A 14,397-nucleotide genomic window follows, 5' to 3' on the forward strand; every position below is an offset into this window, starting at 1 on the left:
GGCGGAGGGGGCCCCAGCCCTGCCCGGGAGCCCCAGCCCTGCCCGGGAGCCCCAGCCCTGCCCGGGGGCCTCGTCCCTGCCTGGGGGGCCTTCACCCTGCCCGGTCATCGCCGTACCCGCCGAACAGCCCCTTGTCGCAGAGGAGTTCGATATCGGACAAGCTCAGCGACCCCCGGGACAAGGTGGCTGCGACTGCGGGACAGTGGTGACACGCAGAAGGAGGGGCGGAGGGGACGACATGCTGAGGACTCCGACCGGCCGGCGGCGGCAGGACATCCTGGAGTGGCTGAAGGACCCGGCCGCGCACTTCCCCCCGCAGCGGCACATCGACCCCGTCGAGGACGGCGTCTCCGCCCGCGCCGTCGCGGTCAAGCTCGGCGTGTCGCGCTCGGTCGCCCAGACCCATCTCGGCCTCCTGGTGAACATCGGCCTGGTGCGCACCAAGAGAATCCGGTGGCGTACGTACTACCGTCGCGACGAGATGCGCATCGCCGAGGTGGCGCGCATGTTCGAGAAGGGCTGGTAGCCGGCCGCACCGGAAGGGCAGACAGCACATGGACCGTCCCACCGCACTGACCCCGCGCCACTACGTCGACATCGGCGGCGAGGGCCCCGAGGACGTCGTCGCCGACGCCCGCGGCCGGGTCCTGACCGGCGTGGCGGACGGCCGCATCCTGCGCGTCGACGGCCTCACGGAACCCGTCGCGCCCCGCGTCGAGGTCCTCGCCGAGACCGGCGGCAGGCCGCTCGGCCTCGAACTCCTCCCGGACGGCGCCCTGTTGGTGTGCGACGCCGAACGCGGACTGCTGGGCGTCGACCTCGCCGACGGCTCCGTACGCGTCGTCGCCGACGAGGTGGCGGGGGAGAAGCTGCGGTTCACCAGCAACGCGGTCGCGCTGTCCGACGGCAGCGTGTACTTCACCGTCTCCAGCCGCCGTTACCCCCTCGACCAGTGGATCGGCGACATCGTCGAACACACCGGGACCGGCCGCCTGCTGCGGCTGGCACCCGGTGACGACACTCCCGAAGTCCTCCTGGAGGGGCTCCAGTTCGCCAACGGCCTCGCGGCGAGCGCCGACGAGTCCTTCCTCGTCGTGGCCGAGACCGGGGCCCGCCGACTCACCCGCTACTGGCTCGACGGCCCCCTGGCAGGCCGCGCCGAACCCCTCGCCGAGAACCTCCCCGGCATGCCCGACAACATCTGGCGCGGCGGACCCGACGGACCGATCTGGGTCTCCCTCGCCGGCCCCCGCGTCCCCCCGCTCGACCTGCTGCACCGCGCCGCCCCGGCCGCCCGCCGAGCCGCCGCCCGCGTCGCCGTGGCCGCCCCCTACCGGCCCACCGGCTTCATCGGCGTCCTCGCGGTCGACGACGAGGGGCGTACCGTCCACCACCTCACCCGCCACCGCTCCCGCTTCCGCATGGTCACAAGCGTCTGCGAGGCCTCCGGCCACCTGGTCCTCGGCAGCCTCCGGGAGCGCGGCATCGCGCTGTGCGAGCCGCCCGCCGCGAAGTGACCCCGGTCGCCGCCCGGCGTTACCCTGGTCCTCGGTCGCGATCACCCTCGCGGCGCGGCGGTGGGGCCCGCCGTACCCGAACCGCGGCGAAGGCGCCGCCAACGGTCCCTACTTGCGATGGAGCGCGCCCGCATGCCCGGGCCCCGGCGAGTAGGAGAGACACAGCCATGACAGCCCCGGAGAGCCTGCGTGCCCCGGCCCGACCCGCACGGCGGTCCGTCTGGCAGGGGCAGGCGCCGGTCGTCGCCGTGGTCGCCCTCGGGGGCGCCCTCGGCGCGACGGCCCGGTACGCGCTCGCGCTCCACTGGCCCGCGCAGCCGGGCGGCTTCCCCTGGGCGACCTTCTGGACCAACGTCGTCGGCTGTGCCGTCATCGGCGTGTTCATGGTCGTCATCACCGATGTGTGGGCCGCCCACCGCCTGGTCCGCCCGTTCTTCGGCACCGGCGTCCTCGGCGGCTTCACCACCTTCTCCACCTACGCCGTCGACATCCAGAAACTCGTCGACCACGGCCGGCCCGCCACAGGCCTGGCCTATCTCGCCGCGACCCTGTTCGCGGCCCTCACGGCGGTGTCGCTCGCTTCCACGGCCGCCCGCCGCGTCCTGAAGCGGAGGCAGCCATGACGAGGCTCACCGGCAGCGCGCTGCGCCTGACCGTCCACATCGGCGAGAACGACACCTGGCACCACAAGCCCCTCTACACCGAGATCGTGCACCGCGCCCACGCCGCCGGTCTCGCCGGGGCCAGCGTCTTCCACGGCATCGAGGGCTTCGGCGCCTCCTCCCTCATCCACACCTCCCGGCTGCTGTCCCTCAGCGAGGACCTGCCGGTGGCCGTCGTCATCGTCGACAGCGAGACGCGCGTACGGGAGTTCCTGCCGCAGCTCGACGAACTCGTCACCGAGGGCCTGGTGACCCTCGACGCGTGCGAGGTCATCCGGTACGTCGGACGCGACGACCGCTCGGAGCCGACTCGGGGCAAAACGGGCACGAAGGGTAAGAAGCTGTTGTGAACTGGCTGCTGGTCGTCGCGGGTGCCGTGGTCGGTGCCCCCCTGCGCTATCTCACCGACCGCGCGCTCCAGGCGAGGCACGACTCGGTCTTCCCCTGGGGCACCTTCGTCGTCAACGTCACGGGGTGCCTGGTCCTCGGCCTGCTGACCGGCGCGGTGGCGGCGGGGGCGGCCGGGGCCCACCTCCAGCTGTTGCTGGGCACCGGCCTGTGCGGGGCGCTGACGACGTACTCGACCTTCTCGTACGAGACCCTGCGGCTGGCGGAGACCGGGGCGCGCGTCCATGCCGCCGCCAACGTGGCCGCGAGTGTCGTGGCAGGTCTGGGAGCGGCCTTCGCGGGGGTGGCGCTGGCGCAGGCGGTGTGGACGTAGGGAATCCGTTCTCGCCCATCTGTAGTAAGACTGTGCCCTCCGCACCTGCCTTCTCCTGAGAAGAACTGGATCCCATGAGCGTCATCAGCGTCGGTCAGGCCGTCGTCCTCGGAGCCGTCGAGGGAGTGACCGAGTTCCTGCCCGTCTCCTCCACCGGCCACCTCAAGATCGTCGAGGGGCTGATGAACATCCCCGTGGACGACGACGCCGTGGTCGGGTTCTCGGCCGTCATCCAGGTGGGCGCGATCGCCGCCGTGCTCGTGTACTTCTTCAAGGACATCGTGCGGATCGTCTCCGCGTGGGGGAGGGGGCTGTTCAACAAGGAGGAGCGCTACCACCACGACTACAAGTTCGCGTGGTGGGTGATCGCCGCGACCGTCCCGATCGTCGCGGTCGGTCTCGCCGCCAAGCCGCTCATCGAGGGGCCGCTCGCCTCCCTGTGGGTGGTCGCCGGTTCGCTGATCGTCGGCAGCGGTGTGATGTGGGCGGCGGACCAGATGGGGCGGCACAAGCGGGGTGAGGACGACACCTCCTTCAAGGACGCCATGCTGGTCGGCAGCTCGCAGATCCTCGCCCTGCTCTTCCCCGGCTTCTCCCGCTCCGGCGCGACCATGTCGACGGCCCTCATCCTGGACCTCGACCGCGTCGCCGCCACCCGCCTCTCCTTCTTCCTCGGCATCCCCGCCCTCACCGGCGCCGGCATCTACGAGCTCAAGGACGCCCTGGGCGCGGGCGTGGGCGCGGCGCCGCTTGCCGTCGGCACGGGGGTGTCCTTCGTCGTCGCCTACGCCTCCATCGCCTGGCTCCTGAAGTTCGTGGCCAAGCACTCCTTCAACGCCTTCGTGATCTACCGCATCGTCGTGGGCCTGCTCCTGTTCGGGCTGCTGACGACGGGGACGCTGTCCGGCTGACTTGTGGGGGACTGCGGTGGCGGTGCTGCCCTGGCCACGTGGCCTGCACCCACGCCGCCGGTGCCATGCCGGGCCCGAAGGTGGTCGGCTCGCGTCAGCGCGGCGCCTACCGCGCGGCGCGGGCCGTGGTGTCGGCCTGTGTGTGTCGTGTGGGCCACTTCGGGTCGCCGTCGCTTGAGGCCTGCTGGTCCATGCGGATCCGCCCGCTTGTGGTGTCGCCGAGCGGGCCTGGGTTCTGCCGGCCGGTAGGCGTGGGCCCGTCTGTGCCGTACGGGCCCGTGCGGCGTGGCCGGGGCCTGTGCCCCGCCGATCAAGCGTCCGCCCATCTGTGCCTGTCGACCAGGCGTCGACCCGGGCCTACGTCCTGCCGGCCCGTGTGGCGTGGGCCCTGGCCTGTGTCCTGTCGGCCGTGTGATGTCGGCCTGGGCCCGTGCGCTGCGGGCCACTTCGGGTCGCCCTCGCTCCTGGCCTGCCGACCCACAACACCGCCGCCCACCTTCGCGCCCCGGCGCCCCTGTGGCACCGCCCGCCTCCGCGCCCCACCGCCCCCCGGCGTCCGTCCGTTCCGCGACTCTGAACGCCTCGCCCCCGCCCGTGCCCTGCAGGCCGTCGGTGAGGCATCCCCGCGCCGCCGGTCGACACACGGCTCACCTCCCGCCCCCACGGGAACCACCTCGCCAGTGCCCTACACCCCGTCGGTGAGACATCCCCGCGCCGCCGGGCGGCACGCGGCTCACCTCCCGCCCCCCGGAAACCACCCCCTTGACAGCACCCTCCCGTCGCCCGGAGTATCTCTCCCGTGAACCTGTCAGACAGCCGGACAGCCAGTCAGCCGCCGCGGCGCATCAGTGCCATGGAGGCCGTGTTGGCGCACCTCCGTGGTGCCATCGAGCGCGGGGAGTACGCCATCGGCGACAAGCTCCCCTCCGAGGCGGAGCTCTGCCGGACCCTGGAGATCAGCCGGCCCGTGCTGCGCGAGGCCCTCAGGGCCCTGCAGACCATGGGGCTGACCGTCTCCAAGACCGGCAAGGGCACCTTCGTCGTGGCCAACGCGGTGGAGGACCCCACCTTCGGCGACTACGTGGCCAGCGACCTCCTGGAGGTGCGCCGGCACGTCGAGATCCCGGTCGCCGGGTACGCGGCCAGGCGCCGCACCCCGGAGAACCTCGACCACCTGGCCCACCTCCTGGACCGGATGGAGCGGGAGACCGACACCACCGCGTGGGTCGCGATGGACACCCTCTTCCACCTCGCCGTGGCCGAGGCCGCCCAGAACCCGGTCTTCCGCCGGGTCATCGAGGAGATCCGGGACGCACTGGCGCGTCAGTCGGCCTTCCTCAACGAACTGGGCGGCCGCCGGGAGCAGTCCAACCGCGAGCACCGCGCGATCGTCGAGGCGCTGATCGACGGTTCCGAGCACGACGCGGTGGAGGCGATGTCCCATCACCTCGACCGCGTCGAGACCACCCTCACCGACATCGTGCGATCCCCGCGCACGGATGCGGACACCTCCACGGAAGGCGAACCCCAGGCGTGAGCGAGCAGAGCCTGCACGACGATGTGCAGAAACGTTCCGGCCATGTCGACGCCGGAGACGAGGGCTACAGCAAGTCGCTGAAGTCCCGGCACGTCAACATGATCGCCATCGGTGGCGCGATCGGCACCGGCCTCTTCCTCGGTGCCGGCGGCCGCCTCGCCGACGCCGGCCCCTCCCTGTTCATCGCCTACGCGGTCTGCGGCGTCTTCGCCTTCCTGGTCGTCCGGGCGCTGGGCGAACTGGTCCTGTACCGGCCCTCGTCCGGCGCCTTCGTGTCGTACGCCCGGGAGTTCCTCGGCGAGAAGGGCGCCTACGTCGCCGGCTGGATGTACTTCCTGAACTGGGCCACCACCGGCATCGCCGACATCACCGCGGTCGCCCTCTACACCCACTACTGGGGCATGTTCGCCGACATCCCGCAGTGGGTGCTCGCACTCATCGCCCTCGCGGTCGTCCTCACGGTGAACCTCATCTCCGTGAAGATGTTCGGCGAGCTGGAGTTCTGGTTCGCCATCATCAAGGTGGGCGCGCTCGTGGCGTTCCTGCTGATCGGCATCTTCCTGCTGGCCACCCAGCACCCGATCGACGGCCACCACCCCGGCCCGGCCCTGATCACCGACAACGGCGGCATCTTCCCCAACGGCCTGCTGCCCATGCTGCTGATCATCCAGGGCGTCGTCTTCGCCTACGCCTCCGTCGAACTGGTCGGCGTCGCCGCGGGCGAGACCGAGAACCCCGAGCAGATCATGCCGAAGGCGATCAACTCGATCATGTGGCGCGTCGGCCTCTTCTACGTCGGCTCGGTCGTCCTGCTCTCGATGCTGCTGCCGTGGAACAAGTACACAGCCGGCGAAAGCCCCTTCGTGACCGTGCTGTCGAACATCGGCATCCCGGCGGCGGGCGGCGTGATGAACCTCGTCGTCCTCACCGCGGCCATGTCCTCGCTCAACTCCGGCCTGTACTCCACCGGCCGCATCCTGCGCTCCATGGCCATGTCCGGCTCGGCCCCGAGGTTCACCTCCGTGATGAGCCGCAGCCAGGTCCCCTACGGCGGCATCCTGCTCACCAGCGGCATCTGCGTCCTCGGCGTCGGCCTCAACTACGTCGTCCCCGCCGACGCGTTCGAGATCGTGCTGAACTTCGCCGCCATCGGCATCCTCGCCACCTGGGGCATGATCATGATCTGCCACCTGCTCTTCTGGCAGAAGACCGAGAAGGGCGAACTCACCCGCCCCGGCTACCGACTGCCGGGCTCCCCCTGGACCGAACTCGTGACGCTGGCCTTCCTCGCCTCCGTCCTGGTCCTCATGTACGCCGACGGCGGCGCCGGCCGCACCACCGTGCTGTGCCTCCCGCTGATCGTCGGAGCCCTGGTCGCCGGCTGGTACGCGGTCCGCGGCCGGGTCGCCCGAGCGGCCATCGGAACCGGGGACACCGGCTCCGAGGCGTGAGCGCCCGCGTGGGCGCCGGGGCCGAACCCGCCGGCGTCCACGCGGGCGTGGCCGCGAACCACGAGATGACCCAGACCCCACCCGCCGGCGCCGGCGCGAGACCCGCGTGGCGCCTCCCGAGAAGCAGGCAGTGATGTTCAGCAGTTCCGTCGCGGACGCACCCCTTGTCCGTGAGCCCCTCCACGCTCCGGTCGCCCACCTCATCCGCGGTGGCCTGATCGAGGGCACCCACTACGGCTCCGTCGTGGTCCTCGGCCGCGACGGGGAGGTCCGCTTCCAGCTCGGAGACATCGAGGCCGCGTTCTATCCGCGCTCGGCGCTCAAGCCGGTCCAGGCCGTCGCCATGGTCCGGGCCGGGCTGCCGCTCGACGGCGAGCTCCTCTCGCTCACCGCGGCCAGCCACTCCGGCGAGGAACGCCATCTCGCCGGGGCGCGGCGGATCCTGGACCTGGCGGGAATCTCCGAGGACGCCCTGCGCAACGTCCCGGACATGCCGTTCGGTTCGGCCGTGCGGGACGAGTGGATCCGGGAGGGGCGCGGGCCGTCCCGGCTCGCGCAGAACTGCTCCGGGAAGCACGCGGCGATGCTGTACACGTGCGTGCTCAACGACTGGCCCCTGGAGGGATACCTCGACCCCTCGCACCCGCTCCAGCAGGCGATCGCCGAGATCGTGGAGGACCTGACCGGGCAGCGGATCGCACGGGTGACGGTGGACGGGTGCGGTGCGCCGCTGTTCTCCGTGTCCCTGCACGGTCTGGCACGGGCCGCCGCCCGGATCACGTCCGCCGCACCCGGCACTCCCGAGGCACAGGTCGCCGACGCGATGCGTACGCATCCGGAGATGGCGTCCGGGGCGGGGCGGGACGTGGCCGCGCTGATGCAGGCGGTGCCGGGGCTGCTGGCCAAGGACGGGTTCGAGGGCGTGCAGGTCGCCGCGCTGCCCGACGGGCGGGCGGTCGCCGTGAAGATCTCCGACGGTGCGAACCGGGCGCGGGTTCCGGTGGCGGCGGCGGCGCTTGCCCGTGCCGGGGTCTCGGCGGAGTTGCTCACGGAGTTCCAGGGGGAGGCGCTGCTCGGGGGCGGCGTGGAGGTCGGGTCTGTGCGGCCCGTTCGTTCGCTGGACCCCGTTTCCGTGTCTGCCTGCGCCTAAGAGCTCGGTCCCCACGTCGTTCTGCGGGTGCGGGTCCGTCGTGGCTTGTTGCGCAGTTCCCCGCGCCCCTGAACAAACTCACCTGAACCCTCCTGGAAGAAGGAACCGCTCCCTCATGAACGCCGCCGTCAGTCGCCGTGAGCACGACCTGCTCGGTGATCGAGACGTACCCGCCGACGCCTACTGGGGTGTGCACACCCTGCGGGCCACCGAGAACTTCCCCATCACCGGTACTCCGATCTCGGCTTACCCCCATCTGATCGACGCCCTCGCCGCGGTCAAGGAGGCCGCCGCGCTGGCCAATGAGGAGCTGGGGCTGCTGGAGCCTCGCAAGGCGGCCGCGATCGTCGAGGCCTGTCGGGAGATCCGCGACGGGAAGCTGCACGACCAGTTCGTGGTCGACGTGATCCAGGGCGGGGCCGGCACCTCGACCAACATGAACGCCAACGAGGTCATCGCGAACCGGGCGTTGGAGCTGCTGGGGCACGAGAAGGGGCAGTACTCGTTCCTGCACCCCAACGAGGACGTCAACCTGGGGCAGTCGACCAATGACGTCTACCCGACCGCCGTCAAGATCGCGACGGTCTTCGCGGTACATGGACTGCTCAAGGCGATGGCTGTACTGCAGGACTCCTTCGCCCGCAAGGCAGTCGAGTTCCGTGAGGTGCTCAAGATGGGCCGTACACAGTTGCAGGACGCGGTGCCCATGACGCTCGGTCAGGAGTTCTCCGCCTATGCCGTCATGATGGACGAGGATCGCAGCCGTCTTGACGAGGCCGTCCAGTTGATCCATGAGATCAACCTGGGGGCCACGGCCATCGGGACAGGGCTCAACGCTCCTGTCGGATACGCCGAGTCGGCCCGCCGTCACCTCGCCGAGATCACCGGGCTGCCGCTGGTCACCGCCGCCAACCTGGTCGAAGCGACCCAGGACTGCGGGGCGTTCGTCCAGATGTCCGGTGTACTGAAGCGGATCGCGGTCAAGCTGAGCAAGAGCTGCAACGACCTGCGGCTGCTGTCGTCGGGTCCGCGGGCCGGTCTCGGCGAGATCAACCTGCCGCCCGTGCAGGCCGGTTCGTCGATCATGCCCGGCAAGGTCAACCCGGTGATCCCCGAGGTCGTCAACCAGGTTGCCTTCGAGGTGATCGGCAACGACGTGACCATCACGATGGCGGCGGAGGCCGGACAGCTCCAGCTCAACGCCTTCGAGCCGATCATCCTGCACTCCCTCTCCGAGTCCATCACCCACCTGCGCGCGGCCTGCCTGACCCTCGCCGAGCGCTGCGTGGACGGCATCACCGCCAACACCGAGGCACTGCGCCGGACCGTCGAGAACTCCATCGGCCTGGTCACCGCCCTCAACCCGCACATCGGCTACACGGCCGCCACGGACATCGCCAAGGAGGCCCTCGCCACGGGCCGCGGGGTCGCCGAACTCGTGCTGGAGAAGGGCCTGTTGCCCGCCGAGACGCTCGCCGACCTGCTGCGCCCGGAGATCGTCGCAGGCACCCGCTCGCCGCTGGCCTGACCACCCCCACCTGCGGCGACACGCACCGGAACCGGCTCGGAGGCACAATAGTGATCATGACAACGACGTCGTCGCTCACCTTCCAGCCGGTCCTGGAGCGCATCGCCGAGGAGATCGAACGCACCCCCGGCCGCGGCCGCGCCGCCGACTACATCCCGGCGCTCGCCGCCTGTGACCCGCGCAGTTTCGGCATGGCCGTCGCGGAGCTGGACGGCACGGTGTACGGGGTCGGGGACTGGCGGGAGCCGTTCTCCACGCAGTCCATCACCAAGGTCTTCACCCTCGCGCTCGACCTGGCCCGCGAGGGCGACGAACTCTGGGAGCACGTGGGCCGGGAGCCCTCCGGCAACCCCTTCAACTCCCTGGTGCAGCTGGAGTACGAGAACGGCATCCCGCGCAACCCGTTCATCAACGCGGGCGCCCTCGTCGTCACCGACCGCCTGCACAGCCGTACCGGAGACGCGGCGGGCGCCCTGCTGTCCTTCCTGCGCGAGGAGAGCGGCAACCCGGAGCTGGGCTTCGACGAGGAGGTGGCCGCCTCCGAGTCGGCGCACGGCGACCGCAACGCGGCCCTGGCCCACTTCATGGCCGCGTACGGCAACATCGACAACGACATCCCCACCCTGCTCGACCAGTACTTCCGCCAGTGCTCGGTCCGGGCGTCCTGTGCCGACCTGGCCCTCGCCACCACCTTCCTGGCCCGCCACGGCATCCGCGCCGACGGCACCCGCCTCCTCACCCTCAGCCAGGCCAAGCAGATCAACGCGATCATGCTGACCTGCGGGACGTACGACGCGGCGGGCGACTTCGCCTACCGGGTGGGCCTGCCGGGGAAGAGCGGTGTGGGCGGCGGCATCATCGCGGTGGTGCCGGGCCGCTGCACGCTGTGCGTGTGGAGCCCGGGCCTGGACGAGCGCGGCAACTCGGTGGCGGGAGTGGCGGCCCTGGACCGGTTCACCACGCTGACGGGCCTGTCGGTGTTCTGACGGGTCCTCCCGAGCGCGACCAACGGGCCGTCCCCCGAGCGCGAGCAACCGGCCGTCCCCCGAGCGCCAGCAACCGGCCATCCCCGGAGCGCGAGCAACCGGCCGTCCCCCGAGCGCCAGCAACCGGCCATCCCCGAAGCGCCGGCAACCGGCCCGCACCGGTCACACCCCGGTCGCCACCGCGTCGCCTTCCAGCCACCCGAAACTGCCACGCTGCCGATGTGTTGGCCAACGTTTCCGTCGATCTCCGCCGCTGCCAGATCCTCGGTCTGGTCGGCACCGCGTTCCTCGCCGCAGGGGGTGAGACCGCGGGAGCCCTCCCCGTACGCGAACTCCTCACCCCGGCCTCGCCCCAGGCCGCGCTGGGCCTGGTGGGCGCCTACTTCGGTGTCGTGCTCCTGATCGCGGCCTGGCTGCTGCTCGGCCGCCTGGTGCGCGACCCCTCGACCCGGCCGAGCACCCGTGAACTCATGGCCGTCCTCGTCATCTGGTCGGTTCCGCTGCTCCTCGCGCCGCCCCTGTTCAGCAGGGACGTCTACAGCTACCTCGCCCAGGGCGCCATGGCCGACGCCCACATGGACGTCTACTCCCACGGCCCCGCTCTCCTCGGCGGTCCCCTCGCCGACGAGGTCGCCCCCATGTGGCGCGACACGGCCGCCCCGTACGGGCCCGTGTTCCTCAGCCTGGCCTCCGCCCTCGCGAAGGCGTCCCGGGGTGAACTCCCCGCCGGTCTGTTCGGGATGCGGCTCGTCGCGCTGCTCGGCGTGGCCCTCATGGCGGCCGCCCTGCCCCGGCTCGCCCGGCACAGCGGCGCCGACCCGGCCGCCGCGCTCTGGCTCGGCGCGCTCAACCCGCTCGTGCTGCTCCACCTGGTCGCGGGCGCCCACAACGACGCCGTCATGCTCGGTCTGCTCGGCCTCGGCCTGGTCGCCGCGCTGGGGCGGTGGCCGATCCTGGGCGCCGTCCTCGTGACGCTGGCCGCGCTGGTCAAGGCGCCCGCCGTGCTCGGGCTCGCGGCGATCGTCGTCCTGCGGATCCGGGCCGGCGACCGACCGGCGAGAGCCGTCCTGACCGCCGCCGCGTCGGCCGCCGCCACCACGGTCGCCGCGACGGCCGTGGCGGGCACCGGCTACGGCTGGATAGGCGCCCTCAACACCCCCGTCTCCACCGGCAACTGGGCCCTGACCAGCCTCCTCGGCCGGGCCACCGCGGCGCTCCTTGAACGCCTCGGCAGCGACCTGGCCCCACTGGCCGTCCCGGTCTGGCACGTTCTCGGGGTCGCCCTCGCGGTCGCCGTCATCGGCTGCATATGGCTGCGCCTTCGCCCACGACCCGTCTACGCCCTCGGCCTGAGCCTCGCCACCGTCGCGGCCCTCGGCCCCGCGATCCGCCCCTGGTACGCCCTGTGGGGCCTGTTCCTCATAGCGGCCGCCGCGCCCAGCGCCTCGGTACGGCACCGGGTGGCCGCCGTGACGGGGGTGCTCGCTCTCGCCACCCTGCCGAGCGGCGGCCCGGCCGACGGCGGCCAACTGGTCCTGGCCGTGTCGGGGGGAGTGCTCGCCCTGGTCGTGCTCGTCCAGGCCCACCAGACCGCGCGGACCGCGGCGACGGGACACCCGGCATGAGGGCGCCGGGCACGGACCGCGGCCGCCTGGCGCTGGTCCTGACCCTCGCCGCCGCGGTCACCGCCTTCACGGCGACCGTGCCGCTGCTGCGCGACTGGTTCGACCTGCGCGTCTACCACGGAGCCGTCGACACCTGGATCCACCACGGCGGACGGCTCTACGACTACCGGGTGCCGGGGACGACGTACGGCTTCACCTACCCGCCGTTCGCCGCCGTCGCCATGCTGCCGATGGCCCTGCTCGACCTGCGCACCGCGATCGCCGTCGGCCTGCTGCTCAACCTGGCCGCGCTGGCCGTGGTCGTGCGTCTTCTCACCGGCCGGGCCTGGCGGCGCCACGGCTGGTACGGCTGCGCCCTGGGCGCCTGTGTGCTCGCGCTGTTCGAACCGCTGCGCGACACCTTCAGCTTCGGCCAGGTGAACCTTCTTCTGCTGGCCCTCGTCCTCGGCGACGCGTGGCTGCTGGCGACCGGCCGCGCACGCCTGGCTGGTGTCGGGATCGGGCTGGCCGCCGCGGTGAAGCTGACACCGGCCCTCTTCATCGGCCTGCTCCTGGTCGCCAGGCGCTGGCGCGCTGCGGCCCTCGCCACGGTGGTGGCCCTGGCGGCGACGGGGTTCGCGGCCGTCGTGGCCCCGGACGCCTCGCGCTTCTACTGGACCGACGCCCTGTGGGACACGGCCAGGGTGGGCCGCCTGGACTACGTCTCCAACCAGTCGTTGCAGGGCATCCTGGCCCGGCTCGGCGAAACGGATCGCGCGGTGTGGGCGGTGGCCGTGCTGCTGACCCTGTGCGTGTGGGCCGTACGGGCGCGGCGGGCCGCGGCGGTGGGGGACTGGACGGCCGCGTTCGCGCTGACCGGGCTGACCGCCTGTCTGGTCAGCCCGATCACCTGGGTCCACCATCTGGTGTGGCTGCTGCCCTCGTTCGCCGTCCTCGTGCGCGCGGGGCACCCACGGATCGCGGGCGCCCTGTACGCCGTGCTGTGCACCAGCGTGGTGTGGCTGTGGTTCGACGACGCGTCCGGCGTCGACGGCTTCCTCGGCAGCAACACGTACGCGTGGATCACCCTCGGCCTGCTGCTGTGGCTGCCGGCCGGTCAGCCCCGGACCGCACGCCCGAACCGGGACCGCAGCGCCAAGGCCATCGATCCCGCCCCGAGCCCGGCCGCGCCCAGGATGGCCCAGGTCTCCAGCCAGCCGGGCCCCTCGCCCCGCGGCGGCGACACCGCCGCCGCGACCGGCACGACCTCGGGCCCCGGCCTGGGCCGCGCCCGCAGCGCGTCCAGGGAGCCCACCGGATCGACCCGCCCGCCCGCGGCGAAGCCCCAGTCGAGCAGTTCCCGCGCCTCCTCGTAGACCGTGAAGCCGCCGCCCGACTGGGGGTTCATCACCGTGACGACGAGGGTGCGATCACCCCGGTGGGCGGCGGCGATCAGTGTGTTGCCCGCGTGGCTCGTGTAGCCGTTCTTGACGCCGATCAGCCCGTCGTAGCGGGCCACGCCGTTGGCGCCGGTCAGCAGCCGGTTGGTGTTCTGGATCCCGTACGACCATCCGCCACGGCCGGGGAACCGGGCCGTGGCGGTGCCGCAGTACCGGGCGAAGTCGGCGTTGCGCAGCCCCGCCCGGCCGAAGACCGCGAGGTCGTACGCCGAGGAGACCTGGCCCGGGGTGTCGTAGCCGTCGGGGGAGCGGACATGGGTGTCACGGGCGCCCAGCGCCCTGGCCTTGGCCTGCATCCGGATGGCCGCCGCGCGCCAGCCGCCGCTGAGCCGGGCCAGGACGTGCACGGCGTCGTTGCCGGAGTTGAGGAAGACCCCGCGCCACAGGTCCGCGACCTGGTAGGTCTCGCCCTCGGCGACCCCGACCAGACTGCTGCCGGGCCCGATGCCCGCCAGATCCGCCGGCTCGACCGTGTGCCGGAGCCCACCGGGCAGCGTCGGCAGCACGGTCAGCGCGAACAGGGTCTTGAGCGTGCTGGCCGGCGGCAGTCTGCGGTGGGCGTCGTGGGCCGCGAGGACCTCCCCGCTGTGGGCGTCGGCCACCACCCACGACAGCGCGGACAGGGCCGGGAGGCGGGGTGCGCCCCGGTGCGGGCGGACCTGGGTGCCGGAGTCGTAGAGCAGGGCCGGTGACACGGCCGTGGTGCGTGGCCCGCTGGGCGCGTCGGGTCCGGAGCCCGTGTGCGCGGCCGCCGTGGCGGGAGCGAGCACCAGCAGTCCCGTCATGCACAGGGCGCAGGCCGGGACGGCAATCCGGGAGGGAAATCCGATTGTCATACCGCAAAGCTAGAAACGGACCCTCCCCACATCG

13 protein-coding genes and 1 pseudogene are annotated in these 14,397 nt (G+C 72.1%); 13 read left to right on the forward strand and 1 reads right to left on the reverse strand.

From position 1 onward, the window contains the following. The first annotated feature begins 238 nt into the window (after positions 1 to 238). The 13 genes from ACFULQ_RS31945 to ACFULQ_RS32005 all read left to right on the forward strand — a co-directional run bounded on the left by ACFULQ_RS31945 (position 239) and on the right by ACFULQ_RS32005 (position 13,443). On the forward strand, positions 239 to 526 hold the full coding sequence (locus ACFULQ_RS31945; protein ID WP_383550650.1) for a winged helix-turn-helix domain-containing protein: 288 nt from the start codon (positions 239 to 241) through the stop codon (positions 524 to 526). A gap of 28 nt (positions 527 to 554) precedes the next feature. Then, positions 555 to 1,517: an SMP-30/gluconolactonase/LRE family protein gene (locus ACFULQ_RS31950; protein WP_383550652.1), complete on the forward strand. Its 963-nt coding sequence runs from the start codon at positions 555 to 557 to the stop codon at positions 1,515 to 1,517. A gap of 167 nt (positions 1,518 to 1,684) precedes the next feature. Next, the gene (gene crcB / locus ACFULQ_RS31955; RefSeq protein WP_383550654.1) at positions 1,685 to 2,140 is read left to right on the forward strand and encodes a fluoride efflux transporter CrcB; all 456 of its coding nucleotides are present in this window, start codon (positions 1,685 to 1,687) and stop codon (positions 2,138 to 2,140) included. Next, positions 2,137 to 2,529: a DUF190 domain-containing protein gene (locus tag ACFULQ_RS31960; protein WP_383550656.1), complete on the forward strand. Its 393-nt coding sequence runs from the start codon at positions 2,137 to 2,139 to the stop codon at positions 2,527 to 2,529. The genes crcB (ACFULQ_RS31955) and ACFULQ_RS31960 overlap by 4 nt, the downstream gene beginning before the upstream one ends. Continuing rightward, positions 2,526 to 2,900 carry a fluoride efflux transporter CrcB gene (crcB, locus tag ACFULQ_RS31965; RefSeq protein ID WP_383550658.1) on the forward strand — a complete coding sequence of 125 codons (375 nt, stop codon included), beginning with the start codon at positions 2,526 to 2,528 and terminating at the stop codon, positions 2,898 to 2,900. Before ACFULQ_RS31960 ends, crcB (ACFULQ_RS31965) begins: the two co-directional genes overlap by 4 nt. Before the next feature lie 74 nt (positions 2,901 to 2,974). Continuing rightward, positions 2,975 to 3,811 carry an undecaprenyl-diphosphate phosphatase gene (locus ACFULQ_RS31970; protein ID WP_383550660.1) on the forward strand — a complete coding sequence of 279 codons (837 nt, stop codon included), beginning with the start codon at positions 2,975 to 2,977 and terminating at the stop codon, positions 3,809 to 3,811. Positions 3,812 to 4,610: 799 nt separating this feature from the next. Beyond that, positions 4,611 to 5,348: a FadR/GntR family transcriptional regulator gene (locus tag ACFULQ_RS31975; protein WP_383550661.1), complete on the forward strand. Its 738-nt coding sequence runs from the start codon at positions 4,611 to 4,613 to the stop codon at positions 5,346 to 5,348. Further along, positions 5,345 to 6,799, forward strand: a complete 1,455-nt coding sequence (locus tag ACFULQ_RS31980) for an amino acid permease (RefSeq protein WP_383550663.1) — start codon at positions 5,345 to 5,347, stop codon at positions 6,797 to 6,799. Before ACFULQ_RS31975 ends, ACFULQ_RS31980 begins: the two co-directional genes overlap by 4 nt. Before the next feature lie 133 nt (positions 6,800 to 6,932). Next, positions 6,933 to 7,949, forward strand: a complete 1,017-nt coding sequence (locus tag ACFULQ_RS31985) for an asparaginase (RefSeq protein WP_383550665.1) — start codon at positions 6,933 to 6,935, stop codon at positions 7,947 to 7,949. Between the two features lie 115 nt (positions 7,950 to 8,064). Continuing rightward, positions 8,065 to 9,477 carry an aspartate ammonia-lyase gene (gene aspA, locus ACFULQ_RS31990; protein WP_383550667.1) on the forward strand — a complete coding sequence of 471 codons (1,413 nt, stop codon included), beginning with the start codon at positions 8,065 to 8,067 and terminating at the stop codon, positions 9,475 to 9,477. A 56-nt stretch (positions 9,478 to 9,533) separates the two neighbouring features. After that, complete coding sequence (locus ACFULQ_RS31995) at positions 9,534 to 10,463, forward strand: glutaminase (protein ID WP_383550669.1); 930 nt, start codon at positions 9,534 to 9,536, stop codon at positions 10,461 to 10,463. A 221-nt stretch (positions 10,464 to 10,684) separates the two neighbouring features. Then, a complete protein-coding gene (gene mptB, locus ACFULQ_RS32000) occupies positions 10,685 to 12,088 on the forward strand; it encodes a polyprenol phosphomannose-dependent alpha 1,6 mannosyltransferase MptB (protein WP_383550671.1) in 1,404 nt (467 codons plus the stop codon). Continuing rightward, positions 12,085 to 13,443: a glycosyltransferase 87 family protein gene (locus ACFULQ_RS32005; RefSeq protein ID WP_383550673.1), complete on the forward strand. Its 1,359-nt coding sequence runs from the start codon at positions 12,085 to 12,087 to the stop codon at positions 13,441 to 13,443. The genes mptB and ACFULQ_RS32005 overlap by 4 nt, the downstream gene beginning before the upstream one ends. Before the next feature lie 83 nt (positions 13,444 to 13,526). On the opposite strand, the pseudogene ACFULQ_RS32010 reads toward ACFULQ_RS32005, so the two are convergent. Beyond that, positions 13,527 to 14,363: pseudogene (locus ACFULQ_RS32010) on the reverse strand (D-alanyl-D-alanine carboxypeptidase family protein); the annotation flags it as partial. Positions 14,364 to 14,397 lie beyond the last annotated feature (34 nt).

The sequence above is a fragment of the Streptomyces sp. NPDC057253 genome, from assembly GCF_042669125.1.
Taxonomy (GTDB): domain Bacteria; phylum Actinomycetota; class Actinomycetes; order Streptomycetales; family Streptomycetaceae; genus Streptomyces.

What these genes read in the sequence shown, in the direction of transcription:
- ACFULQ_RS31960 (WP_383550656.1), top strand. Translation starts at nt 2,137, where the DNA reads ATGACGAGGCTCACCGGCAGCGCGCTGCGCCTGACCGTCCACATCGGC.
- aspA (WP_383550667.1), top strand. Translation starts at nt 8,065, where the DNA reads ATGAACGCCGCCGTCAGTCGCCGTGAGCACGACCTGCTCGGTGATCGA.
- ACFULQ_RS32005 (WP_383550673.1), top strand. Translation starts at nt 12,085, where the DNA reads ATGAGGGCGCCGGGCACGGACCGCGGCCGCCTGGCGCTGGTCCTGACC.
- ACFULQ_RS31970 (WP_383550660.1), top strand. Translation starts at nt 2,975, where the DNA reads ATGAGCGTCATCAGCGTCGGTCAGGCCGTCGTCCTCGGAGCCGTCGAG.
- ACFULQ_RS31950 (WP_383550652.1), top strand. Translation starts at nt 555, where the DNA reads ATGGACCGTCCCACCGCACTGACCCCGCGCCACTACGTCGACATCGGC.
- crcB (WP_383550654.1), top strand. Translation starts at nt 1,685, where the DNA reads ATGACAGCCCCGGAGAGCCTGCGTGCCCCGGCCCGACCCGCACGGCGG.
- ACFULQ_RS31945 (WP_383550650.1), top strand. Translation starts at nt 239, where the DNA reads ATGCTGAGGACTCCGACCGGCCGGCGGCGGCAGGACATCCTGGAGTGG.
- ACFULQ_RS31995 (WP_383550669.1), top strand. Translation starts at nt 9,534, where the DNA reads ATGACAACGACGTCGTCGCTCACCTTCCAGCCGGTCCTGGAGCGCATC.
- ACFULQ_RS31985 (WP_383550665.1), top strand. Translation starts at nt 6,933, where the DNA reads ATGTTCAGCAGTTCCGTCGCGGACGCACCCCTTGTCCGTGAGCCCCTC.